Consider the following 24193-nt stretch of genomic DNA (forward strand, 5'->3'; position numbering starts at 1 on the left):
CTCGGCGATGTCGACTACCCAGATTGCATCGATGAGCACGGATGTCATCGCTTCGCTCGGCAGCAACCAGATCGGCGCACTGACGTCCACTCAGATCGCGGCTCTGTCCACCAACGCGATCGGCGCAATCTCGACCGCCAGTGTCGTTGCCCTCACCTCCAAGCAGCTTTCGGCTATGTCGACAGACCAGGTCGCAGCTCTCGGTATCGATCAAGTAACGGCTCTCTCCAGCTCGCAGATCGCCGGCCTGAGCTCGGGTGCCATCGCTGCCATGTCGACCGACGAAATCGCAGCCTTCTCCACTGACGAAGTCGCGGCCATCAGCACGAAGGCAATCTCCGGTCTCTCCACGGATCAGCTTGCTGCTCTCAGCGCTAACGTTGGTTCGCTGAGCTCCAAGCAGATTGCGGCCCTGTCCACCGACCAGGTCGCGTCTCTGAGCACTGATACGGTTGCAGCCCTCAGCTCCACCCAGATCGGCGCGCTGACCTCCAGGCAGATCTCGGCACTGTCCACCGCCGCGATCGGTGCAATCGAAACGGCCGACATCGGTTCGCTGAGCTCCAAGGTGCTCTCGGCCATGTCAACCGATCAGGTTGCAGCGCTCAGCCTGGATCAGGTTACTGCACTGACCAGCTCGCAGATTGCCGGTCTGACCTCTGGCGGCATCGCCGCAATGTCGACCGACGAAATTGCAGCCTTCTCGACTGACGAGATCGCCGCGATCAGCACCAAGTCCATCTCCGGCCTGTCTACAGAAGACATTGCCGGCTTGGCCTCGACACAGCTCAATGCCCTGAACTCGCGTCAGATCCAGGCCCTGAGCGACGAACAGGTCGCAGCTGTCATTGCCGCATACTCGTCGGTCTGACGACCAGCGAAGGCGATACGCTCCATCATCAAAGGCGGCGCAGCTTAGGCTGCGCCGCCTTTTTGGTTGACCGCAGGGCATGCAAGTCTGGATTGCCCTCACCCTGCTTCGCGACCGCAATAACAAGCCCGACGCAAGCTAACCCCGATAATTACAAGGATAAGACGCGTGGAGTGCGTCAATCGTCAGCATCGCTGCCTTGGAACGGGATGGTCATGAACGCCAATATCGCACCTGCAACTGCCCAGGCTTCGCCCTTCGCCAGTATTCTGGAGAAGGCGCAGAACCAGCAACTCTCGCTCGGCGATCTGTTCCAGGTTGCAGAAGCGCTCAATTCCAGCGGCCAGCAGGCGCGCGCCGTCGAGGTCTACAAGGTGTGGACCGCCTTCAACGAAACCCACCCGCTTTTGCATGTCGCCTATTTCAACTACTCCGTGACGCTGCGACAGCAGGGCGACAATGCCGGCGCCATTCTCGCCTTGCAGGCGGCCAACAGGCTCGATCCGCTTTTCGGCCCGGCCCACATCAATCTGGGACGTACGCTCGAAGATTCCGGCCTCATCAATCAGGCACTCCAGAAATGGCGCACCTATATCGATCTGACCGACGAAGTCATTCCTGACCGCATCAACAACCGCCTGATGGCCATGCAGCATACTGGCCGCGTGCTCGAAAACGCGGGTCGGCTGGATGATGCGGAATCCATCCTGTGGCAGGCGATCGAACTGCAGCCAAACAAGACGGAGGCCGGCCAGCACTGGAGTTCGATTCGCCAGCGCCAGTGCAAATGGCCGGTTCTGACCACGACATCGCCGCATGTGACGCCGCGCCAGCTTCTCGATGCCATGTCGCCGCTGACGCTGTCGTGCTATTCGGACGATCCGATGTTCCAGTTGGCCAAGGCCTATCGCTACAGCAAGCAGCTTATCGGCGGGCCGTTCGACCTCAGTGCCTTCCTGCGCAAGGCTCCTAAGAAGAAGACCGGAACCGGCCAGCGCCTGCGCATCGGTTACCTGTCATCAGACCTTCGCGACCATGCCGTCGGTTTCGCATTGCGCGAAGTGCTCGAGTTGCACGACAAGGATAGCGTCGAGATCTACGCCTACTATTGCGGCGAGGCCCGCACCAATGACGCGACGCAGGACCGCATCAAGGCGGTCGCCGACCAGTGGCGCGATATTGCGGCACTTGGCGATGCGGAAGCGGCGAAGACGATCCGCGCCGACGAGATCGATATCCTGATCGACGTCAACGGCTATACGAAAATGGCCCGTGCGAAAATATTCGCCTACCGTCCGGCACCGGTCATCGTCAATTTCTGCGGCTATCCGGGATCGATCGGCAGCCCGTTCCACCAGTACATGATTGCCGACGGTCACATCGTGCCGCCGGAAAACGAGATCTTCTATACGGAGAAGGTGCTGCGGATCGCCTGCAACCAGCCGATCGACCGCAAGCGCGTAATCGCCCCGACGCCGAGCCGCATCGATGCCGGACTGCCGGACGGCGCCTTCGTCTATGCCTGCTTCAACGGCATGCAGAAGATCACATCGGACTGCTTCAATCGCTGGATGAAGATCCTGTCGGCAACGCCCGGCAGCGTCCTCTGGCTGCTCGCGGGGGACGAGGATGCCAATGTGCGGCTGCGCCAGCTGGCCGAGAAGCAGGGGATCGCGGCAGAACGGCTGATCTTCGCGCCGAAAGCGCCGAACGCCAATCACCTTGCCCGCATCGCCTGTGCCGATCTCTTCCTCGATACATTCCCCTACGGCGCGCATTCGACGGCGTCGGACGCCATTACCATGGGTCTTCCGATCCTCACTGTGTCGGGCAACGGCTTTGCCTCGCGGTTCTGCGGCAGCATTGTTGCCGCCGCCGGCATTCCGGAGATGATCTGCGCCACACCGGAGGAGTATGTCGCGCGCGCCATCGGCTTTGCGCATGACCGCGAGAGCCTGCGCGAGATCAGAACGTCGCTCTGGGACAAGCGCGACACGAGCGCGCTTCGGGACATGCCCGGCCTCGCGCGTCGGCTGGAAGAACTCTACTGGCAGATGCAGGGCGAGGCCGAGCGTGGGGAGACGCCGGTGCCTGATCTTCGCAATCTCGACATCTATTACGAAGTCGGCGCGGAGCTCGTTCTCGAGGGGATCGAGTTCGAAACTGCCGATGCCTACCGGAAGCGCTACACATCGAAGCTGGCATATCAGAACGAATATGCGCCGATTCCCTACGACGACCGTTTCTGGAAACAAAACAAGGGCTGAACTGTCCTGACCCGGCTGTTCTCGATCGAGAGCGTCCGGGTTTTCGGCAGTCTCAAAGGCTCAAAATCCATTTTTAAAATCAAATGCCGCATCAAGGATCATAGCGTATGACCTCGACCATTTCCTCCCTGAGTGCCTCTCAGGTCAGGTCCCTCTCAACGGCAAGCGTCGCTGCGTGGACCACGGAAGATGTCGCATCGCTTTCGACCAAGCAGATCGCTGCGATGTCGTCCTCGCAGATTGCGGCCCTTGATGTCGAAGACGTCGACGTGATGAACACGGTGCAGCTCAATGCCATTTCGCAAAATGCGATCATCGGCCTGACGCTGGACCAGTTGTCCATTCTCAACGGGAACGAAATCGCCAGCCTGAGCACGAGACAGGTTTCCTCACTGTCGACCGCACAGATCAGCAGCCTTTCGGACGATCAGGCCGAGGCTCTGACCTCCGTCCAGGTCGGCGCCCTCACCTCGGAACAAATCGCGGCCCTTACACCCGACGAGATCGCAACATTTTCGACCGCCGACATGGCTGCGATCAGCGCGAAAGGTGTGCGCGGCCTGACATCGACGCTGATCGCCGCACTGTCGGAAGAACAGGTTGCAGCGCTCAACACAGCGGCGATTTCCAATCTGGCCACGAGCCAGATCGATGCCTTTTCCGCCGATCACCTTGCAGCGCTGAAGACAATCCAGATTGCCGCTCTCGGCGGGTCGCAAATGGGCGCATTGACCAGCAACGATATCGCGGCGCTGTCGACGGATCAGGTTGCGGCGCTCAACACAAGGGCGATCGTCGGTCTCAACACCGATCAGATTGCTGCTCTGTCCATCGACCAGGCCGAAGCGCTATCCTCGGTCCAGGTAAAAGCGCTGACCTCGATCCAGCTCGCGGTTCTGAGCGCAGAGGCGATCGAAACGTTTTCGACGGCGGACATCGCATCGATCAGCAGCAAGGGGGTCTCCGGTCTGACAACCGACGTGATCTCAGCCCTGTCCGAACAGCAGATTGCCGCCCTGACCGTGGGGACGGTTGCGAAGCTTTCGGCAACGCAGGTGGCAGCGCTCTCGGTCGATCAGTTCACTGCCATGGCAACAGCGCAGATCGCAGCGCTCAGCGCAACGCAGATCACCGCAATCAGCACGGGGACCATAGCCGAATTTTCCACGCAGCAGATTGCAGCACTCGGAACCGCGACCGTTGCCAAGCTTTCGACGGTTCAGATTGCAGCACTTTCCGAAGATCAAGCGGAAGCCCTCTCCTCGGTCCAGGTAAAGGCCCTGACCTCATCGCAGATCGCAGCCTTCAGCGATTCGGCAATCGCCACCTTCTCGACCGACGATATCGCTGCCATCAGCAATCGTGGCATTGCGGGGCTGACCGTCGAGAACATTGCCGCGCTGACAACCGGACAGATCGCTTCGCTCAGCACGTCCGCCATTTCCAACCTCGGCACGGACCAGATTGCCGCCCTTTCGGTCGAACAGGCCGAGGCCTTGTCTTCGGTCCAGATCAAGGCGCTGAGCTCGAAGCAGCTTGCCGCACTGTCGCCGGAGGCAGTCGCGACCTTTACCACCGCCGAAATCGCCGCGATCAGCAGCAAGGGTATCGGCGGCCTCAGTTCGGATGCGATCGCAGGACTTTCCATCAGCCAGGTCGCGGCTCTCGGCACGGGTGCGATCGCCAAGCTTTCGACAACCCAGATCGCCAGCCTTTCGGCCGAGCAGGCGGATATCCTATCCACCCTGCAGATCGCGGCACTGACCTCGAAACAGCTTTCAGCGCTTTCCCCCGAGGCAATCGCGACGTTTACGGCCGCAGAAATCGCGACGCTCACCAACAAAAGCATCGGCGGCCTCAGCACCGATATCATTGCGGCACTCACGACAGCGCAGATCGCCGCTCTCGGGACGAGCGCGATTGCCAACCTCGGCACGCAGCAGATTGCGGCACTGTCGACGGATCAGGTGGCTACGCTTTCGGCGGCTCAGGTGAAGGTCCTGTCTTCCAAGCAGGTTTCTGCGCTGACGGAAGACGGTATCGCGACACTGTCGACGAACCAGGTGGCAGCACTGTCAACAGGTGCCATCAAGGGCTTGGTCGCGGACCAGATCGGTGCAATGTCGACCCGGCAGGCCGAAAGCCTGACGTCGGCACAGGTCGGCGCCCTGTCGTCGAAACAGCTCTCGGCGTTCGACGATGATCACATCGCCACCTTCTCAACGCTCGATATTGCAGCAATCGGATCGAGCGCGGTTGGCGGGCTGTCGGAGGATGCGATCTCGTCGCTCTCCGCAAGCCAGATCGCAGCGCTTGGGACAGGTGCCCTGGCGGCACTCGGTACAGGCCAGATCGCAGCTTTTGCGACATCCCAGATCGGAGCGTTGAGCACCCAGCAGATCGCCGCCCTGAAACCGACACAGATCGCAGCGCTCGGCGCGAGCGACATTGCGGTTCTCTCCACGGCGCAGGTCGCCGCACTGAGCGCCTCCGCAGTGGCAGCGCTTGGCGTCGATCAGGTCGAGGCTCTCACATCCGCACAGATCACGGTGCTCGGCTCCAAGCAGATGGCGGCCCTGACATCGACGCAGGTCGCAGCGCTTGATACCGCCGACATCGCACGGCTATCTTCCATGCAGGTCGCAGCCCTAAGCGCCTCCGGCGTTGGGGGTCTCAGCACCAGACAGCTCGCCGTTCTGTCGGTTGATCAGGCCGAAGCGCTGAATTCCAATCAGATCGGTGCACTCACATCCTCGCAGCTTGCTGCACTCGGGACCGACGACATCGCGACATTCTCGACCAAGGAGATTTCGGCGATCGGTTCGGGCGCAATTTCGGGTCTGTCCACGTCAACGATCGCCAGCCTGTCGAGCGAGAAGATCGTGGCGATCAGCACAGCCGGTATCTCCGGCATGACGACACGGCAGGTCGATGCCCTGAGCGCTGGTCAGATCGCGATCCTTTCCACGAAGCAGGTGTCGGCGCTGACCTCGCTGCAGGTCTCTGTTCTTGAGACTACAGATATTGCCGCTCTTTCCTCGAGCCAGGTGAACGCACTCAGTTCCACCGGTGTTGTCGGCCTGACCACGAGCCAGATTGCCGCGCTCTCCTCGGATCAGATCGCAGCGCTGTCCACCCGCCAGGCTGCGGTTCTGAGCTCGTCGCAGATCGTGGCGATCATCTCCAACAATATCGAGGCGTTTTCCGCCAAGAACCTCGGCGTGATCAGCTCCAGCGCGGTTGCCGGGCTTTCAACATCGGTGATCGCTGCTCTTTCGACCGCAGCCATCGCGGCGCTCAGCACGAACGGCATTTCCGGACTGACGACGAAACAGGTGGATGCGCTGACATCCGACCAGGTTTCGGTCCTCACCACGAAGCAGCTCGCGACACTGACCTCGGCGCAGGTCGGTGCTCTCGGCGCCAGCGACGTGACCGTGCTGACGACCTCCCAGATCGCGGCACTTAGCGCGGCGGGTGTCGCCGGGCTTTCGACCGGCCAGCTGAGTGCGTTGAGCACGGCGCAGGTCGAAGCCATGACGGCCTCGCAGGTCGGCGCGCTCAGCTCCAAGCAGCTTGGAGCGCTCGGCACCGACGATATCGCCACATTCTCCACCGCAGATATCGCCGCGATCGGCTCGGACGCCATTGCCGGCCTCTCCACCGACATGATCGCGGCACTGTCGGTCGACCAGGTCGATTCGCTCAGCACAGCCGGCATAGCCGGTCTCAGCACCAGGCAGATCGACGCCATGGACTCGGCGCAGATCGAGGCGCTGACAAGCAAGCAGGTCGCGGCCCTCAATTCCCGGCAGGCGACGGCGCTCGACACTGCCGATATCGGCAAATTCTCGACGCAGGATATTGCAGCGATCGGCTCCGACCTCATCGTCGGGCTTTCGACCGCCGTGATCGCAGCACTGACCACCGATCAGGTCGCAGCGCTGAGTGCAGCCGGACTGTCCGGGCTGTCGACGAAGCAGATCCAGTCTCTGACAAGCGACCAGATCGGATCGCTGTCATCGTCCCAGATTGCGGTTCTCAACTCCAAGCAGATCGCAGCGCTGGATACGGAAGATGTCGCGGCCCTTTCGGCCGGCCAGATCGCCGCTCTGAGTTCGGGCGGCGTTACGGGGCTTTCGAGCGCGCAGATCAGCATCCTTAGCACCGCTCAGGTCGAGGCCTTCACTGCGACCCAGGTTGGCGCCTTCAGTTCATCGCAGATTGCAGCGCTTGGCGCCGACGATCTTTCGACCTTCTCGGAAGCTGATATCGCCGCGATCAGCTCGGCTGCGATGCAGGGTCTGTCGACCGCGACCATCGCGGGCTTTTCGGCAGACCAGATCGAAGCGCTAGGCACCGCCAATATCGCCGGCCTGACGACGGCTCAGGTCGGGGCGATGAGCACGGATCAGTTGTCTGCGCTGACCACGAGCCAAATCAAGAACCTGACCTCGCGGCAGATTTCGGCGCTCGGCACATCCGGGATCGCTGCCTTCTCCCACGATCAGATCGAATCGCTCAACACGGCCGCCATCGCGGGGCTGACAACGGCCCAGATGAGCAGCATGAGCAGCGATCAGGTCGAAGCTCTGACGTCCGTTCAGGTTGCCATGCTGAGTTCGACGCAGATCGCATCGCTTGGCACGGACGATCTGGCGACATTCAGCACCGGCGATCTTTCGGCGATCAGTTCGTCGGCCATGCAGGGGATCTCGACAGCGACGATTGCAGGCTTCTCCGCCGATCAGATCTCTGCACTCGGCACCGGCGGCATTGCCGGGCTGACAACGGCCCAGATCAACGTTCTGAGCACCGATCAGGTCGGCGCACTCACCACCGGCCAGCTTTCGGCTCTGACATCGAGGCAGGTGGCAGCGCTCGGCACCGACGACATTCTGGCCATCTCGGCCGATCACATTTCGGCGCTCAACCCGTCGGTGATCGCCGCTTTCTCGACGCTGCAGATCGCAGCACTCAGCACGAGCCAGTCGGAGGCACTGACATCCAGCCAGATCGCGACCTTGAGCTCAGGCCAGATCGCAGCCTTCGGCCTTGACGACATCGAGACATTCTCGACTGCAGACATCGCCGCCATCACGTCCAAAGCCGTGCCCGGCCTCTCGACGTCGATGATTGCGGCACTTTCGACCGACCGTATCGCGGCCTTGAGCGCCGACGGCATTGCAGGCCTGTCGACCGCCCAGATCAATGCCTTGAGCGTGTTGCAGGTGGAAGCCCTGACGACTGCACAGTTCTCGGTGATGACGTCCCGCCAGCTTGCGGTGCTCGGCACGGACGATCTGGCGATGCTGTCTCCGAACGATATCGCGGCGCTCAACACAGGCGCGATATCAGGCCTCTCGGCGACCCAGATTGCCGCCTTGACGGTCGATCAGGTGGAGGCATTCACCTCCGATCAGGTGGGCATGCTCACATCCACACAGCTTGCCGCGCTTGGCCAGGACGATATCGAATCGTTCTCGACCAGTGACATTGCCGCGATCAGTTCGAAGGCGATGCCTGGCCTTTCCACAGCAATGCTGTCGGCGTTTTCGGTCGAGCAGATCTCCGTGCTCGGTACCGGCGGCATTGCAGGACTTTCGACGGCGCAGATCGCCGTCTTGAGTTCGATGCAGATCGAAGCTTTGACGACCACGCAGATCGCGGTCTTCACGTCCAAGCAGATTGCAGCGCTCGACACCGGCGATCTCGCCGTTCTCTCGAGCCAGCAACTCGCGGCCATCAGCTCGGCCAGCGTCGGCGGACTTTCGACGGCAACGATCGGCGCCTTCACGACGGAGCAGATCGCGGCCTTGAGCCCGGCTGCGATCTCGGGTCTCTCCACCAGCCAGATCAACGCCATCAGCGTCGATCACCTGGAAGCGCTGACGACCGACCAGGTCGGCGCCCTGACCTCCAAGCAGATGGCCTCGCTCGGCACAGACTATATCGCAGCACTCTCGGTCGAACAGATCGCGGCGATCGGTGCCGGCGGCATTTCCGGTCTCGGCAGTGTTCAGATCGCGGCTCTCAATACCGAGCAGATCGACGCGTTCACGACGAGCCAGATTGCGGCGCTGAGTTCCGGCGCGCTGATGGGGCTCTCGTCGGAAGATTTCGAGACCTTCTCGACGGCGGATCTGGCAGCGATCAGCTCATCCGCAATCAAGGGCCTTTCGACCGGCTTTATTGCCGCGCTTTCTAACGATCAGATTGCTTCTCTGAGTGCCGGAAGCGTCGGCGGCCTGACAAGCCTGCAGATCGACGCCATGAGTTCGCAGCAGATCGACGCGCTTTCGACCGAACAGCTTGCGGGCCTCAGCGCCAACGGACTTGGGGGGATTTCGGCAGACGACTTCGGCACGTTCACACTCGAAGAGCTGGCCGTTCTCAACCCGACTTCGATCAAGGGACTGCCGGTCAGCATCATCGCAGGTCTTTCCACGATCCAGATCGGCGCGCTGACGACCAGCCAGGTGGCCGGCCTCGGCTACAACCAGATTGTCGCCATGAGCACCGATCAGCTCGCCGCATTGTCGGTCGATCAGGTCGGGGCGCTGGGCGCGCTTCAGGCGTCGGGCATCGGCGCCGACGATATTCTCGGCTTCACCACCGAGGAGATTGCCGCCTTCAGCACCGGTGCGATCTCAAGCTTGAGCACGCTGGTCATCGCGTCGCTCACCACGGCACAGGCAGAGGCCCTCACACCGCTGCAGGTCAACGCGATGACGTCGGCACAGATTTCCGCACTGACGGATGCGGGCCTTGCGACATTCTCGGCCGAAGACATCTCGCTCATCAGCGCCTCGGGGATCTCTGGCATATCGACGGCAGACATCTCGCATCTGACGAGCGACCAGCTTGCGGCGTTGATCGATACGCAGATGGGATCGTTGAGCCCGGACCAGATCTCCGCCGTGATCGCCCGCTATGTCGCGTAAGTAAGGTTCACCGCGTCGCGGTGAACCGCTCGACGGCCGTTGGGTTCAAAGCATCTGTGAGAAACCGGCAAACCTTGCGGCGCGGCACGGGCGGACAGATGCCACCGCGCCGTGCTTCTGCTAAGCTTGCTGCCGATGAAGCAGGAGTTGGCTCTTGTCCGACGATCAGGATAAAGACAGCAAAACCGAAGACCCGACTGGTAAAAAAATCCAGGACGCGATGGACAAGGGCAACATCGCGATCTCGTCCGAGGTGGCGATCTTCGCCTCGACGCTTGCCTTCTACATCTACCTGATCTTCTTCCTCCCGCAAAATACCGCGCATCTGGCTGAGGTTCTTAAAGATCTGGTCGAACGCCCCGAACAGTGGCGCATCGATTCGAGCGCGGACCTGGTGTCGCTCTGCGCCTATGTGCTGCTTCAGAGCGCTTATTTCATGCTTCCGGCAGCCGTCCTGTTCATGGGCTTCGGGTTGCTTGCGTCGGCAGGTCAGCACATGCCGTCGTTCATTCTCGAACGAATCAGGCCGCAGTGGAACCGGATCTCGCCGATGTCCGGGTTCAAGCGACTTTTCTCGATGCAGGGCATGGTCCATTTCGGCAAATCGCTGATCAAGATCGTCGCCGCCGGCATCATCATGTACCTGTCGCTGCGCAACGAGTATTTCAAACTGCTCGATTCGATCTTTTCCGACCCGCAGACGCTTTTTCCCATTCTGGCGCGAATCATCAAGAAGATGATCATCGTCGTCCTGGCCTGTACGTTTCTGGTTGCAGCACTGGATATCGCCTGGACGCGGTTCCACTGGTTTACCGAGCTTCGGATGACCAAGCAGGAAATCAAGGACGAGATGAAGCAGTCGCAGGGCGACCCTTTCGTCAAGGCGCGGCAGCGTTCGATTGCCCGTGATCGCGCCCGGCGGCGCATGATCAACAGCGTTCCGCGCGCCACACTGATCATCACCAACCCGACCCATTATGCGATCGCATTGCGCTATGTCGCGCAGGAATCGGAAGCTCCGGTCGTGGTTGCCAAGGGCCAGGACCTGATTGCGATGCGAATCCGCGAAATTGCTCAGGAACACGGAATACCGATTTTTGAAGACCCGCCGCTCGCCCGTTCCATGTTTGCGCAAGTCTCGGTTGATAGCGTCATCCCATCGGTTTTTTATAAGGCGGTCGCTGAACTGATCCATCGGATCTATGCGGGACGTCGTCAGAACAAACGGATGCGCTGACAGAATGAAAAAATGCTCCTATTCCGCCGTACGTGAAGAAATTCTCGCAAAGGCCATCGGCCCGCTTGCATCCGAATTACGGCTCATCGATGCGGCCGATCTCATTTCGCTTTTGCGGCTTGAGTATCATGCCAATATCTCGGACCTCGTCTCTTCGGCGGCCGAGCTGTATTTCCATCCCGGCACCGTGAATTTCGGCGTCGGTGGCGACTATCATCTCGACTGGGATACGCACCCATCGGTCACGCTGGACCTGGAGATCAAGCCGCGTGGCGTGACGATCCATGCTCAGCTGACGCTTCAGGCCGAAAAGGCGAGCGTCGAAATCAACTACATCAGCTTCCTTTCGCCCTCGGCCAATCCTGACGAGAACACCCGGTTTCTCGAGCGCAGTCTTCAGGACGCAGCCTTCGTACCGTCCATGCGCGGTTTGGCCGGCATGGCCGCCACGGCGAACTAAAAGGCGTCGTACCGCGGATCGTAAAGCTCCGCTTAACCGGGTCTCTGGTACATATGCTTGATTCGGCATTTGACTGCCGAATCAAGCGGCGATGCCCGGGAATGAAGCCCGATCTTTAAGGGTGAAGACCATGACTTCGACGACGCTGTCGACCTATACGAGCTATCTGATCGTCAACCGCGACATGAAGTCGTCGCTTGACCGCGTCGCCAACCAGGGCACGGTCGCTCGCGATACCGAATATTACGAAGCCAATATCGACAAGGTGACGACAGCCGACGAATTCGTCGATGACTATCGACTGTATTCCTATGCGATGAAGGCCTATGGCCTTGAGGAAATGACGTACGGAAAGGCCTTCATGAAGAAGGTCCTGGAGAGCGATCTCAGCGATACTGCAAGCTTTGCCAATTCGCTGACCGACAAGCGCTATGCGACCATGGCGGCGGCTTTCAACTTCGGCACGAAGACCGCCGAAGCGCAGACTTCGGTTCAGGAAGATAATCTCGTCAAGGCGTATCAGGATTCCTTCGATCAGGAAGAAAAGGATATCCAGTCCGAGGTCGACTATTACAGCAAGGCCATCGCTAATATCACCGATGTCGACGACCTCCTGTCGAACAGCCGGCTGAAGACATATGTGCTCGACTCATTCGGGCTCGATGCCAAGTACACGTCCACCAGCTATCTGAAGCAGGTGTTGACCAGCGATCTCGAAGACCCGAACAGCTTTGCCAACCAGACCGGCAGCGACAAGTTCGTGGCGCTTGCCGAAGCGTTCAACTTCCAGGCTGACGGCACGGTCGCAGACGGCGACAGCGCCCAGACGAGCGGCCAGATCGAATCGCTGAGGCTCGATTACGTCTACAACAAATCGACGTTCCCATCCGATACGCTCGCGGCCGCCAACCAGACCTATTGGGAAACCAATATTGCCTCGATGACCAGTGTCGACGAGTTGGTCGACGACCCGCGGATGGTCGAGTATCTGACCACGGCCTTCAGCGTCAAAGTGCAGTTCACCTCCACGATCCGGTCGCTGCTGACCAGCGATTCGGCTGCAGCGACGCTCGGCTATACGGGCGTCAAGGCGATGTTCAATTTCCAGAGCGACGGTTCGATCGCCGCTGGCGAGACCGCTCAGAACCAGACCCAGCTGGCGTCTACCAGCACCTCCTACCAGACGGCCTTCAAGGCCAACCAGGAAGATGCGGTCACCAACGCCGTCACCAACTATCAGACGCGCATCGCCGAGGTGAAAAGCCTCGATGACTTTCTAAGTTCGAATAAAGACGACGACGACGATACCAATGACGATGTGACGGAGATCTGGGACGTCGCCCTGCGCGCCTATGGGATCGATCCGGCCGATGTCAGCAAGAGCCGGCTCAAGGATATTCTGGCAAGTGATCCGAACGACCCGAAGAGCTACGTCAACCAGCTGAAAGACGACCGGTACGTCAATCTGGTCAAGGCGTTCAACTTCGACGCGGAAGGCGATATCGACACGCCTCTCCTCGTCCAGTCAGCCAGCGTCATCAGCAATTTCGCGACAGACTACAAGACGGAACAGCTCAAACTTCTCAAGGGCAGCGCTCGCGAGAAGGCGGAGGAAGCTGCCGACAAGGAGATCGACTACTACAATACCCAGATGCAGACGATCACCACGGCCGCCGAGCTTATTGCCGACGACCGCCTGGTGTCCTTCGTGCTCGAATCGAAGGGGATCGATCCCAAATCGGTCACCAAGGACGAGCTGAAGAACATGTTCTCGTCCGATCTCGACAATCCCAAAAGCTATGTGAACAGTCTTGCCAACGGCGTATTTGCTGAGATCGTCGCATCGTTCAACTTCGATAGCGAAGGCAACCTTTCTGCGCAGCCCGTGGGCACGATCCAGCAGCGCGGCGACGTGCTGGCGACCGTCAACAACTACAAGCAACAGACGCTTGAAGAGCAGGAGGGGGAATCCAACGAGGGCGTGCGGCTGGCGCTGTATTTCGAGCGCAAGGCGGCGGACGTTACGAGCGCCTATACGATCCTTGGCGACACGGCGCTTTTCGAGTTCTTCAAGACGACGTTCAGCATGTCCGACTACATATCCAACATGGATACGGATCAGCAGGCGAGCATGATCGAGAAATACGTCGACATCTCGAAGCTTCAGGATCCGGACTACGTGACCAAGTTGATCAAGCAATACACGGCGCTCTACGATTCCGAGAACAGTTCGACGACATCGCCGGCGCTGACGCTGCTCACAACCACCGGCACGACACGCATCAGCTCCGATACGCTGCTTGCCGTTGCCCAGCTTTCATCGAAATAGAGACTTCAGTGGATGTAGCCGAGGCGGATCGCCTTGGCGATCGCCTGGATGCGGTTCACGGAATTGAGCTTGATCGTCGCGGAGCCGAGATAGGCGTTGACGGTGTGAACGGAGAGGCCAAGCTTCTCGGCGATCTCTTCGCTGATACGACCGTCGCCGGCCAGTTGAAGACACGCCACTTCCCGTTCGCTCAAGGATTCGGCCGGCACGCTTCGACGCTCATCGAGTGCCAGAAGGTCCATCATGACCTGACAACTTCTAACGTGCTGGTCGATGATCAGATTGCTGCCCAGCTCCAGCGAGCCCGACAAAAACGTGACGTAGCCATTCCCGAGAGCACCCAACCGCACCGGGAACGCAATTCCTGACGATGGCATGATCCGGTCGTCGATCTTGCGCACGAGCGAGGAAAAATCGCCGGCCTCGCTATAGGCCCCTTTTTCCGTGCCGGTCCACACGATCGGCAGGATCGACATTTCGATATGATCGAGAAACATATCGCCGTAGGAGCTCACGAGTACGCCCTGATGCTCCCCGCTTCCGGCGCCCCAGTTGTCCAGCTCGCAGACCAGCTTGCGCTTGTTGGGAAGCCCGGCGCCGGTAACACGAAACACAGCGAAGTGCCGCGCCTTGAGGTTCCTCTGCATGGCGACGAGTTTGGGAAATATGTCCGAACGACTGGAGGCACGCTGAAGACGCAGATACTGGATGCTGCCCGGTCCATCTGACGTTCCACCGCGGGAAAAGCCCATTGTTGCCCCAAGCCTTCCTAAACCAGATTGTTGCGTACGGCATAAGCGATCGCTTCCGACCGCGTTTTGGTTGCCGTCTTACGCATCACGCTGGTGATGTAGTTGTTGATCGTATTGCGGGAGATCCCGAGGATCACCGCTATCTCATCGCTGGTCTTGCCCTCGGCGATCCAGAACAGGCATTCCAGCTCGCGTTCCGTCAGTTCGAAGTCGCGTTCAGCCTTGGCATCGCGCGCCTCGGCAAAGCTTGCGCCATAGGATGCAAACAGTCCGACTTCGCGAAGTCTTTCCTGTGACAGGATGATGCCTTCCAGGAAAAGCAGCATCAGAGAGAAACGGGTTTTGCCGACGCAGAATGTCAGCGAACAGTATTGGCGGCTGATGTCGTCCGGCGGCGTGATGTCATCGGGCAGGAGCGCGAAGCTCGGGGTCAGCAGCGACAGACACTTTTCGAGTTCCGTCGAACGCGCATAACCACTCGCCAGATCCGCCCCGAGCCGTCGGACGAGATCGAATGGCCAGTTGGAGGTTACGATGAAATCGAGACCGTGTTCCTGGACGAGGTCGTAGCGGGCGAGAAGAAAATGCGAAGCGCCAACGTAGTCTGCGAGCAGCCGCATGATAGCCTGAACGTTGTTCGATCTCGACAAGATCGAAAGCCGTCTTACCAGTTGTTCACGGGAGATAATTTTCGACCCAGGTCCATCGTGATACGCGCGCTGGTCGATCGTCATCTCTGCTTCAGGCAACTCCACCGTTATCTGCTCCCCACCGGCTCCTCTCCCCGAAGGGCGACACCGGTATGTTCAAACGACGTATGGCATCCGCTTCCAGAATCAAGGCAGTTCCGGGTGCCGATACCCTGGCGTGACCGGTCCATTCCGAATCAGACTTCACATGTGCAAAGCCTAGACGTTGCCGTACGAATCAGGGCCATTGTAGGAATCGCTTTTGGAAATGCTATGCCGCGAGCGCCGATTTTGCCCACTTCCATCCATAAAGGCTTCATCAATGAGGCTAAAATGCGCCAACTGTATGGCAATGCCCACGCAACAAGGCCGGGACGAGCCCGGCCTGTTGTGATCATATGTTTGTGAAGGCAGTTTAGGCTGCTTTGTCGATCGCCCACTTGCGCAGGATTTTCGCGGCCCGCTCTTCGGAGATCTCGACCATGCGGGAGAGACGTTTTTCCGGACCTTCCTTGACCCGGCGGTTGAAGCCGCCGTCGTCGGCACCGCCCATAAGATCGTCCGAGCTGTCGAAACCGAAGTCGGCGCCGAAGCCATCCATGAGCGCCGGGCTTGCGCCACCCGGTGAGAAGTCGGGAAGTTCGAGGCCGGCCGCATCGGCGGTAAGCTCTCCGGCCGGGACGCTGGTGTTGCCACCGACGGTGCGCACCAGAGGACGAAGGCCAAGCCAGACCACGAGGAAGGCGACAAGAACGAACGCAAGCGAGTTGATGATGCCGCCGATATTACGGTTGAGCACTTCCATCATACCCGGACCAGACGAAGCGGCCTCGTCGAGAAGCTGGGTTTCGACGAAATCCATGGCCGTGAGTGTGACGACATCGCCGCGGTCGCTGCTGATGCCGGCAGCCGAAGACACGATCTTCTGCATTTCGGCAAGATAGGCGTCGACCTTTGCCTGATCCGCGGGCTCGCCCACCATCTTGGCAATACGGCCCTTGTTGACGACGACGGCGATCGAAATCTTTTCAATCTGATAGCCGTTGCGAACTGTCGCCGTGGTCTTCTGATTGATTTCGTAGTTGGTCTGCTCTTCCTTCTTGTCCGACTGGTCGGAGGATTTAGGAGCGCCGTCGCCGCCGGCCTGAGGAGCGGCCTGGGGAACGTTCTGCTCGACCGTGGTCGCGCTGTCGTTCTGGGCCTGCTGCGACTTGGAAGCTTCCTTGGTGGAGCGCACCGACCGTTCAACGCGGGAGTTCGGGTCGAAAACGGTTTCCTGGATCTGCTGGCTGTCGGTGTTGAGGGCGGCAGTCACGCTGGAGCGGAAGTTATCCATTCCGAGAAAGGGTGCCAACGCCTTGTCGATGTTGTTTTCGATTTCCTGCTGGACCGACTGGACCACACCGAGCGAACGGCTGATCTGGCTGTTGCTGCCATCGTCACCCGAGGCGAGAAGCTGGCCGGTTGAATCGAGGATCGTGACATCGTCGACTTCGAGGCCCGGGACGGCCGAAGCGACGAGATGGCGGATAGACGCAGCGGCTTTGCGACCGGCGGATGCGTTCGCACGGATCATCACGGACGCCGTCGGCTTCTGCTCGCCGCGACGGAAGTTGCCGGCATCAGGCATGACGATGTGGACGCGTGCGGCCGACACGCCGGAGATCTGCTGGATCGAACGGCCGATTTCGCCTTCGAGCGCCCTCACCCGCGTGACTTCCTGCATGAAGGAGGTCAGACCGAGCGAGCCGACATTGTCAAACAGCTCGTAGCCGGCATTCGCGCTGTTGGGCAGGCCGCGTTCGGCAAGCATCAGACGCGCCTTGCCGGTCATACCGACAGGCACCAGGATGCTTGCGCCATCAGAGCCAACCTCAAAGGGCATGTTGGCTTCCGCAAGGGCGATGCTGATCTGATTGAGATCGGCTGTTTCCAGACCGACATACAGTCCCTCATAGGAGGGCTTGTTCACATAAAGGGCAGCGGCCAGAACGATCGCTATCGAAACGACGCCGACGGCGCCCAGCGCGATCAATCGTGTCTGGCCAAGACTGGCCAGATTTTTGAATATTGTTGGAAATTGAGATAACAGATTCATTCTGTCCCACGCCGCCAGATAACATCTCGAGCCTATGCCCAGCATCACCCTAGGGAGCGAAGCTTGCGCGAGCGTTTCGAAACGTCGTGTCTGGTTGCCGCATGATGATTGCGACGCGGCCTGGCAGCAGGGTCAGAGACAGTCTGTGACGTCAGAAGAAATCGAAGTCTCCGGCGGCCTTGTTGAGCGGCTGGGAGTGGCCGTGGCGCATCCCGTTGGCCAGCGCCTTCTGCATGTCGGCAAGTTTGACGAGGCTGAGAGCCGTCGACAGATCCACCATCCAGTCGCTCGGAATGCTCGCGGTGACGGTATCGATGAACTCTGCGAGACCCCGCGTTTTCTGCACCGCGAGATCGATGCCCTGCAGCACTTTCACGCTGTCGGGCGAATGAAGCAGGCCCGGGCCGCCCAGTTCCAACACCTGCGGTTCGATACGCTCGATCAGATAGGCGACATCGTGCAGCTCCGAGACGAGGCGCATCAGTACCTCGGGCAGAGATTCCTCAAGGGAATCGCGTATCGGGGCGGTGATTTCAGTCATGAATTTCCTCGTCTTTACCCAGGCGTAAGAATTAAAAGAATTCGATCGAGCTTTCGACGGGCTTTGGTGGCGTACGGACAGGACGCTGCTCCAGCGCAACCGTCTTTTGCGTTTCGGCGCCTGTGAGAGGATATTGCCGGGCACGGCCGCTGACCGGCCAGAATTCCAGCTTGCGGCCGTGATCGCCTCCGGTCGAGGACCCCACCACCGGAATGCCTTCGTCACGCAGGAACTCCACGGCGAAGGCCGCATTCTGTTCGCCGACATTGGAGAAACTGGCAATCGTCTTTGCGCCGCCGAAGATCTTTGCCTCCAGCCGGTCTCGACGGGCACCCTTTTTCAGGAGACCGTTGATCAACAACTCCATCAGGTGCACGCCGTAGCGGGTCGCGTCGCCCCCCGACGACGCTGCCCCGCCCGAGCCCGGAAGCAGGAAGTGGTTCATGCCGCCGACACCGGCGACAGGATCACGAAGGCAGGCAGCCACGCACGAGCCAAGAATCGTCGACAAAACCACATTGGGATCGCTTTCGACCTTGAATTCGCCCTGGATAATATGGACGCGTTTGGCACCTGCCGGGTCGTTCATTTAAGGGCTCCGAACACCGCCTCGATAGCAGCTTTCATCTTTTCGATTGTGAATGGCTTGGCGAGCACGTTGTTGGCGCCGAGCTGAGCAGCCTTCTGAACCAGAGCGCGATCGCCCTGCGCCGTCAGAATGATAAACGCTGCCTTCTTGGTATTCGGGTTGGTGCGCACTGCCTGCAGCAGGCCCAGACCGTCCATGTTCGGCATGTTGAAGTCCGAGATCACCAGGTGATGCGGCTGCTCGGCCATGATCTTCATGCCCTGCACACCATCGCCGGCGGCAGTGATCTGCTTGAAACCGAGCTGTGTCAGAGCGTCGCTGAGCAGCAGTCGGCTGGTGACCTGATCGTCGACGATCAGAACTTTGATTTTTTCAGCGAGGGACATTATTCGGTACCTTCTTTTCGGGCGGCAGTTAGTTTCAGTATTTCGTCTCCGATGGAGCCGAGCGGCAGCTGCTGCTCGACTGCACCAATTTCGTAGGCGACCCTCGGCATGCCGTAGACCACACATGTCTTTTCGTTCTGGCCGATCGTGCGAGCGCCTGCGCTGCGCATCCTCAACAGTCCCGAAGCCCCGTCGCGACCCATGCCCGTCAGGATAGCCCCGACCGCATTGCGACCAGCCAACTCCGCGACCGAATCAAACAGGACATCGACGGAGGGCCTGTGGCCGTTCACCGGATCGCGTTCGACCAGCCGGCAGCATGGCGCCGACGGATTGACCACCTGAAGGTGCCGGTCGCCACCAGGCGCAAGATAGATCTTGCCGATCTCGAGACGCGCACCATCGGTCGCTTCCTGCACCACAGGAGCGCAGATACGATTAAGCCGTTCAGCAAAACTTTTCGTAAACGTGGACGGCATATGTTGAGTGATCACAGTCGGTGGGCAGTTCAACGGAAACTTTTGAAGCACTGCGATCAACGCTTCAACGCCACCGGTAGAAGATCCGATCGCCACAACCTTGCGACCGTTGCGGTAATCTGATGCCGGCGTCGGGACCATTGAGACCGGAGCACTGACCTGTCGGCGTGCAGAGCGTGCCGCGGCCTTTACCTTTTCAGCCAGATCCATGAACGGGCGAACGTCTCCCGGCACCGGCTTTCCGACGCAGTCGAACGCACCGATTTCGAGCGCGGCAAGCGTTGCGTCGGCGCCGCGCTGGGTCATGGTCGAGACCATGATGACCGGCATCGGACGCAGACGCATGATCTTTTCGAGGAAGTCGAGGCCGTTCATGTTCGGCATCTCGATGTCCAGCGTCACGACATCAGGATTGAGCTGCTTGATGGCGCTACGCGCTTCCATCGCATCGCTGGCCTGCCCGACGACGCTGACATCGGGATCGGAATTGAGGACGGCCGTGATCAGGCCTCGCATGGTCGGGCTATCGTCGACGACGAGAACTCTGGCCGGTGCGATCATGCCTTCCTCCCGGCATTCTTGCCCATATATTTGTAGGTCGTGATGCCGATATTATCGAACGTGTTCTTCGCTTCGCCCGATACCCGCTCCGAATGGCCGATATAGAGATGGCCGCCTTCCGGCAGAAGCTGGGAGAAGCGCGACCAGATTTTCACCTGGGTCGGTTCGTCGAAATAGATCACGACGTTGCGGCAGAAGATGATGTCGAAACCGCCCTTGAAGGGCCATTGCGCCATCAGGTTCAGTTCGTTGAAGGTGATGAGCTTCTTGACGCGATCATCGACCTGGAACTTGCGGCGGCCACCGACGTCGACCTCGCGGAACCACTGCTTGCGCATGGCCGGGGAGACGGTTTCGAGGGCACCTTCGTCATAGGCTCCTGCCCGAGCGGCAGCCAGGATCTTAGGGTCGATATCGGTTGCCAGGATGCGGAAATCATAGTCGGCAGCGTTGGGGAGAAGGCCCAGCACCGTCAGCGCGATCGAATAGGGCTCCTGCCCGTCGGAACAGGCCGCCGACCATATGCGCACACGTCCGCCATTGCGGGCACGCTGGATCAGCCCGGGCAGGACCTCGTCCCGAAGGTGCTCGAAGTGGTGGTTCTCTCGAAAGAAACGGGTGAAGTTCGTCGTCAGATGCGACAGCATCTCCCGGCGTGCCGGAGCGCCCTCGACGGAGGCGACCAGGGTACAGTATTCCCGAAAGCCCCGCAGTCCGAGGTTGCGGATATGCTTGGACAAGCGGGAATAGACGAGCGACGCCTTGGAATCGTTGAGGTAGATCCCGGCATCGGCGTAGATCATCGCCGCAATCTCCGACAGGTCGCGACGCGTCAACGGGTATTCCCCGCTGGCGAGGACTTCGTCCGGCGACTGTCTGGCTTCTATGGCGCCCAGGGGCATCATGCGGCTTCGCTTTCCTTTTCGAGGTACGTCTCGGGGAAGAGATGATCCAGCTCGATCATGCAGATCATCCGCTTATCGAACGCCAGAATGCCCTTCGCGTATTGTTTCGCCAGGTCGGAGGAAATCTCCGGCACAGGCTGGATATTCTCTTCTGTAATCGTAAGGATATCGGAAACGGCCTCGACCAGCAGGCCGACAATCCGTTTCCCGACCTGCGCAACGATGATGACGTGACGCGCCGTCGGTTCGGCATCCTTCATTCCAAGCCGCGCCGACAGATCGACGATCGGCAGCACGGCGCCGCGCAGATTGATCACGCCGCGCACATCGGCGGGAGCGTGCGGCAGCTGCATTGCCGGCGTCCATCCGCGGATTTCGCGGACAGACATGATGTTGACGCTGAATTCCTGATCGCCGATCCGGAAAGCGATCAGCTCCCGGCTTGCCTGCGTCAGATTTTTCACAGCGTAGGACATTGTGTTCAACCTGTCGCAGCGAGCGACATCTCCGGACTGAGCGACTGACCGCGGGATGCCGCAACCACCGCGTCCACATCCAGGATGAGAGCGACGCGGCCATCACCAAGGATGGTGGCGGCGGCAATGCCCGGAACATGGGTGTAGTTGGCTTCCAGCGACTTGATGACGACCTGACGCTGACCCTGGATGGCATCGACCATCAGCGCGCGCTGACCGCCGCCTTCGGATTCGACCAGCAGTGCCACGCCCTCGACCGGATTTGCCTGTGTGGCGCGGAAGTTGAGGATGCGGCCGACATCGACCAGCGGGCAGAACGAGTTGCGGATCGAGATGAGCCGCTGCGTTGCGCCAAACGAGTGGATGGCAGACGCTTCCGGCTGCAATGTCTCCACGATCGCCGTCAACGGCACGACAAGCGTCTGGCCGGCAACCGTTACCACCATCCCGTCGAGGACGGCGAGCGTGAGCGGCAGGCTCATGGTGAAGGTCGAGCCCAGACCCGGGCGCGAGGAGATCGAGATACGGCCGCCAAGTGCCTGGATCGAACGTTTGACCACATCCATGCCGACGCCGCGGCCGGAAATGTCGGAGATCGTGTCTGCCGTCGAGAAGCCAGGCGCGAAGATGAGGTTGTCGATTTCCTCGTCCGACAGATTGGCATCCGGCGAAATCAGGTCGTTGTCGATTGCCTTCTGCTTGACGCGCTCGCGGTTGATGCCGCCACCGTCGTCGATCAGTTCGATCAGGATGCGGCCCGAACGATGCTTGGCCGAAAGCTTGATCGTGCCTTCCGGATCCTTGCCGGCGGCTTCGCGCTTTTCAGGGCTTTCGATGCCGTGGTCGACAGCGTTTCGGATCATGTGGGTCAACGGCTCGGCGATCTTGTCGATAACCGTCTTGTCGACTTCGGTGTTCTCGCCTTCGGTGACCAGACGGATCTGCTTGCCGACCATGTCTGCGACTTCGCGGACGATACGCGACATGCGCTGGAAGACCGGCTTGACCGGCTGCGCGCGGATCGCCATGACCGAGTCCTGGATCTCGCGCGTCAGCTGCTGCAGCTCTTCGAGACCCATATTGACGGCGGAGGTGCCGCTGGCATCGTTTTCGATGACGCTCTGCGAGAGCATCGCCTGGTTGATGACAAGCTCGCCGACCAGGTTGATCAGGCGATCGACGCGATCGAGATCGACGCGGATCGTCTGGCCGGCGGCCGCTGTGGCAGCGGCCTGGGCCGGAGCCGGCGCGGGTGCTGCGGCTTCCTTCTTTTCGACGCGTGCCGCGGCGGCAGCCATCTTGCTGACGTTGGCGGCAGCTTCAGTCGCCACGACGGCGGCTGCTTCGTCGGCAGCCTTCGTGTCGGAGCCGAGCTCATCGTCGAGCGACGAGAGATCGAATGGTACCGGAACCATCGGCAGTTCTTCGTCGCTTGGCTTTGCTGCGGCCAGCTTGACGTCGAGATCACAGTCCCACTCGGCGAATTCGAACACCGAGCGAATATCGGCTTCGGTCTTTTCGGTCGTCAGGGAGATTTTCCAGCTGAAATAGGAGGCTTCCGGATCCAGCTTGTCGAGGGTCGGCAGCTGCTCCATGTCGCAGCCGACGCTCATCTCGCCGAGCTTGGACAGGTCGCGCAGCAAGAGGGCTGCTTCGTTGCCCTTGGCATAGAGATCGTGGCGCGGCTTGAAGCCGATCTCGTAGACCGACCCTTTTGCTGCCGGGACGTCGTCGTCGAAACCATCGAAGGTGAAAGGGATCGGCTGGAAACCGCTATCATCGCTCGGCTTCGGTGCCTCGGCCTTTGCAGGCTTTGCGACTTCGGCATGGGCCGAAGGCATTTCGCCATGGGCAAGGGCTTCCAGTTCCTTGACGAGGCCGCGTGATCGCGCCTCGTCCACACCACCGCCGTCACGGGACGCGGTGACGAGATCGGCGAGCACGTCGGCCGATTTCAGCATCACCTTCAGAACGTCCTGGTTCGGCTCGAGCTTGTTGGACCGGACGCAGTCGAGCGTCGTCTCGAAGACGTGGGCAAAGCCCACGAGGTCATCGAGGCCGAAGGCGCCTGCTCCACCCTTGATGGAATGAACGGCGCGGAAGACGGCGTTGACCGTTTCGGGGTCGCGGTCCCCGTCGTTCAGCTTCAGCAGACCAGATTCCAGTTCAGCGAGCTGTTCTTCGCATTCCTGAAAGAAGATCTCTTTGATTTCGTTCATATCCATGGGAGGATTTCCTGGCTCAGGCGGTTACACGCTCGATGGCATCGATCAGTTTGGCGGGATCGAACGGCTTGACGATCCAACCCGTGGCACCGGCCTGGCGGGCGCGGTTCTTCTTCTCCGCGTCGCTTTCCGTGGTCAGGACCAGGATCGGGATGGCGCGGTACTTGTCGTTGCGGCGAACGCCTTCGATGAAACCGAAGCCGTCGAGGCGCGGCATGTTGATGTCGGTGACGATCACATCGGGGTTGCAGCCTTCGAGGACTTCGAGACCTTCGATGCCGTCTTCAGCCTGGATGGTTTCGAAACCGGCGTTGTTGAGAGTGACCAGAAGCATGTTCCGGATCGTCCGTGAATCGTCCACGGTCAGGACTTTTTTCTTCATCG

At 60.1% G+C, this 24193-nt stretch carries 17 protein-coding genes; 6 read left to right on the forward strand and 11 right to left on the reverse strand.

Annotated elements, in window-relative coordinates:
• Positions 1 to 7 precede the first annotated feature (7 nt).
• From ASG19_RS03865 to ASG19_RS03890, 6 genes are all read left to right on the forward strand, one after another.
• Complete coding sequence (locus ASG19_RS03865) at positions 8 to 871, forward strand: hypothetical protein (RefSeq protein ID WP_156466400.1); 864 nt, start codon at positions 8 to 10, stop codon at positions 869 to 871.
• A gap of 215 nt (positions 872 to 1086) precedes the next feature.
• Positions 1087 to 3138 (forward strand): glycosyl transferase, encoded by a 2052-nt coding sequence (locus ASG19_RS03870; protein WP_062454874.1) that lies wholly within the window; start codon positions 1087 to 1089, stop codon positions 3136 to 3138.
• Positions 3139 to 3245: 107 nt separating this feature from the next.
• Entirely contained in the window at positions 3246 to 10082 is a 6837-nt protein-coding gene (locus tag ASG19_RS03875; protein WP_062453825.1) for a hypothetical protein, read from the forward strand.
• Between the two features lie 154 nt (positions 10083 to 10236).
• The gene (gene flhB / locus ASG19_RS03880) at positions 10237 to 11319 is read left to right on the forward strand and encodes a flagellar biosynthesis protein FlhB (protein ID WP_062453826.1); all 1083 of its coding nucleotides are present in this window, start codon (positions 10237 to 10239) and stop codon (positions 11317 to 11319) included.
• A gap of 4 nt (positions 11320 to 11323) precedes the next feature.
• Positions 11324 to 11779 carry a hypothetical protein gene (locus tag ASG19_RS03885; RefSeq protein ID WP_062453827.1) on the forward strand — a complete coding sequence of 152 codons (456 nt, stop codon included), beginning with the start codon at positions 11324 to 11326 and terminating at the stop codon, positions 11777 to 11779.
• Positions 11780 to 11909: 130 nt separating this feature from the next.
• Positions 11910 to 14108, forward strand: a complete 2199-nt coding sequence (locus tag ASG19_RS03890; protein ID WP_062453828.1) for a DUF1217 domain-containing protein — start codon at positions 11910 to 11912, stop codon at positions 14106 to 14108.
• Between the two features lie 5 nt (positions 14109 to 14113).
• On the opposite strand, the gene ASG19_RS03895 is transcribed toward ASG19_RS03890, so the two are convergent.
• The 11 genes from ASG19_RS03895 to cheY1 all read right to left on the reverse strand — a co-directional run bounded on the left by ASG19_RS03895 (position 14114) and on the right by cheY1 (position 24191).
• On the reverse strand, positions 14114 to 14860 hold the full coding sequence (locus tag ASG19_RS03895) for a helix-turn-helix transcriptional regulator (RefSeq protein ID WP_062453829.1): 747 nt from the start codon (positions 14858 to 14860) through the stop codon (positions 14114 to 14116).
• A gap of 17 nt (positions 14861 to 14877) precedes the next feature.
• Positions 14878 to 15594 (reverse strand): helix-turn-helix transcriptional regulator, encoded by a 717-nt coding sequence (locus ASG19_RS03900; protein ID WP_082471832.1) that lies wholly within the window; start codon positions 15592 to 15594, stop codon positions 14878 to 14880.
• Positions 15595 to 15964: 370 nt separating this feature from the next.
• A complete protein-coding gene (fliF, locus tag ASG19_RS03905) occupies positions 15965 to 17647 on the reverse strand; it encodes a flagellar basal-body MS-ring/collar protein FliF (RefSeq protein ID WP_062453831.1) in 1683 nt (560 codons plus the stop codon).
• 151 nt (positions 17648 to 17798) lie between these two features.
• The gene (locus ASG19_RS03910) at positions 17799 to 18188 is read right to left on the reverse strand and encodes a hypothetical protein (protein WP_062453832.1); all 390 of its coding nucleotides are present in this window, start codon (positions 18186 to 18188) and stop codon (positions 17799 to 17801) included.
• Between the two features lie 31 nt (positions 18189 to 18219).
• A complete protein-coding gene (cheD, locus tag ASG19_RS03915) occupies positions 18220 to 18777 on the reverse strand; it encodes a chemoreceptor glutamine deamidase CheD (protein WP_062453833.1) in 558 nt (185 codons plus the stop codon).
• Positions 18774 to 19163: a response regulator gene (locus tag ASG19_RS03920; protein ID WP_062453834.1), complete on the reverse strand. Its 390-nt coding sequence runs from the start codon at positions 19161 to 19163 to the stop codon at positions 18774 to 18776. Before ASG19_RS03920 ends, cheD begins: the two co-directional genes overlap by 4 nt.
• Positions 19163 to 20203 (reverse strand): protein-glutamate O-methylesterase CheB, encoded by a 1041-nt coding sequence (cheB, locus tag ASG19_RS03925; protein WP_062453835.1) that lies wholly within the window; start codon positions 20201 to 20203, stop codon positions 19163 to 19165. The genes ASG19_RS03920 and cheB overlap by 1 nt, the downstream gene beginning before the upstream one ends.
• Complete coding sequence (gene cheR / locus ASG19_RS03930; protein ID WP_062453836.1) at positions 20200 to 21108, reverse strand: protein-glutamate O-methyltransferase CheR; 909 nt, start codon at positions 21106 to 21108, stop codon at positions 20200 to 20202. The genes cheB and cheR overlap by 4 nt, the downstream gene beginning before the upstream one ends.
• A complete protein-coding gene (locus ASG19_RS03935; protein WP_062453837.1) occupies positions 21105 to 21584 on the reverse strand; it encodes a chemotaxis protein CheW in 480 nt (159 codons plus the stop codon). The genes cheR and ASG19_RS03935 overlap by 4 nt, the downstream gene beginning before the upstream one ends.
• 5 nt (positions 21585 to 21589) lie before the next feature.
• On the reverse strand, positions 21590 to 23809 hold the full coding sequence (locus tag ASG19_RS03940; RefSeq protein ID WP_062453838.1) for a chemotaxis protein CheA: 2220 nt from the start codon (positions 23807 to 23809) through the stop codon (positions 21590 to 21592).
• Between the two features lie 16 nt (positions 23810 to 23825).
• A complete protein-coding gene (cheY1, locus tag ASG19_RS03945; protein WP_062453839.1) occupies positions 23826 to 24191 on the reverse strand; it encodes a chemotaxis response regulator CheY1 in 366 nt (121 codons plus the stop codon).
• Positions 24192 to 24193: the final 2 nt, after the last annotated feature.

The sequence above is a fragment of the Rhizobium sp. Leaf306 genome, from assembly GCF_001423425.1.
Taxonomy (GTDB): domain Bacteria; phylum Pseudomonadota; class Alphaproteobacteria; order Rhizobiales; family Rhizobiaceae; genus Neorhizobium; species Neorhizobium soli.

Excerpts from the sequence above, each read along its gene's own strand:
- cheY1 (WP_062453839.1), bottom strand. The coding sequence starts at position 24,191 with ATGAAGAAAAAAGTCCTGACCGTGGACGATTCACGGACGATCCGGAAC.
- ASG19_RS03885 (WP_062453827.1), top strand. The coding sequence starts at position 11,324 with ATGAAAAAATGCTCCTATTCCGCCGTACGTGAAGAAATTCTCGCAAAG.
- cheB (WP_062453835.1), bottom strand. The coding sequence starts at position 20,203 with ATGATCGCACCGGCCAGAGTTCTCGTCGTCGACGATAGCCCGACCATG.
- ASG19_RS03910 (WP_062453832.1), bottom strand. The coding sequence starts at position 18,188 with ATGACTGAAATCACCGCCCCGATACGCGATTCCCTTGAGGAATCTCTG.
- ASG19_RS03900 (WP_082471832.1), bottom strand. The coding sequence starts at position 15,594 with ATGACGATCGACCAGCGCGCGTATCACGATGGACCTGGGTCGAAAATT.
- ASG19_RS03920 (WP_062453834.1), bottom strand. The coding sequence starts at position 19,163 with ATGTCCCTCGCTGAAAAAATCAAAGTTCTGATCGTCGACGATCAGGTC.
- cheR (WP_062453836.1), bottom strand. The coding sequence starts at position 21,108 with ATGATGCCCCTGGGCGCCATAGAAGCCAGACAGTCGCCGGACGAAGTC.
- ASG19_RS03875 (WP_062453825.1), top strand. The coding sequence starts at position 3,246 with ATGACCTCGACCATTTCCTCCCTGAGTGCCTCTCAGGTCAGGTCCCTC.
- ASG19_RS03865 (WP_156466400.1), top strand. The coding sequence starts at position 8 with ATGTCGACTACCCAGATTGCATCGATGAGCACGGATGTCATCGCTTCG.
- fliF (WP_062453831.1), bottom strand. The coding sequence starts at position 17,647 with ATGAATCTGTTATCTCAATTTCCAACAATATTCAAAAATCTGGCCAGT.
- ASG19_RS03940 (WP_062453838.1), bottom strand. The coding sequence starts at position 23,809 with ATGGATATGAACGAAATCAAAGAGATCTTCTTTCAGGAATGCGAAGAA.
- ASG19_RS03890 (WP_062453828.1), top strand. The coding sequence starts at position 11,910 with ATGACTTCGACGACGCTGTCGACCTATACGAGCTATCTGATCGTCAAC.
- ASG19_RS03870 (WP_062454874.1), top strand. The coding sequence starts at position 1,087 with ATGAACGCCAATATCGCACCTGCAACTGCCCAGGCTTCGCCCTTCGCC.
- ASG19_RS03935 (WP_062453837.1), bottom strand. The coding sequence starts at position 21,584 with ATGTCCTACGCTGTGAAAAATCTGACGCAGGCAAGCCGGGAGCTGATC.
- cheD (WP_062453833.1), bottom strand. The coding sequence starts at position 18,777 with ATGAACGACCCGGCAGGTGCCAAACGCGTCCATATTATCCAGGGCGAA.
- ASG19_RS03895 (WP_062453829.1), bottom strand. The coding sequence starts at position 14,860 with ATGGGCTTTTCCCGCGGTGGAACGTCAGATGGACCGGGCAGCATCCAG.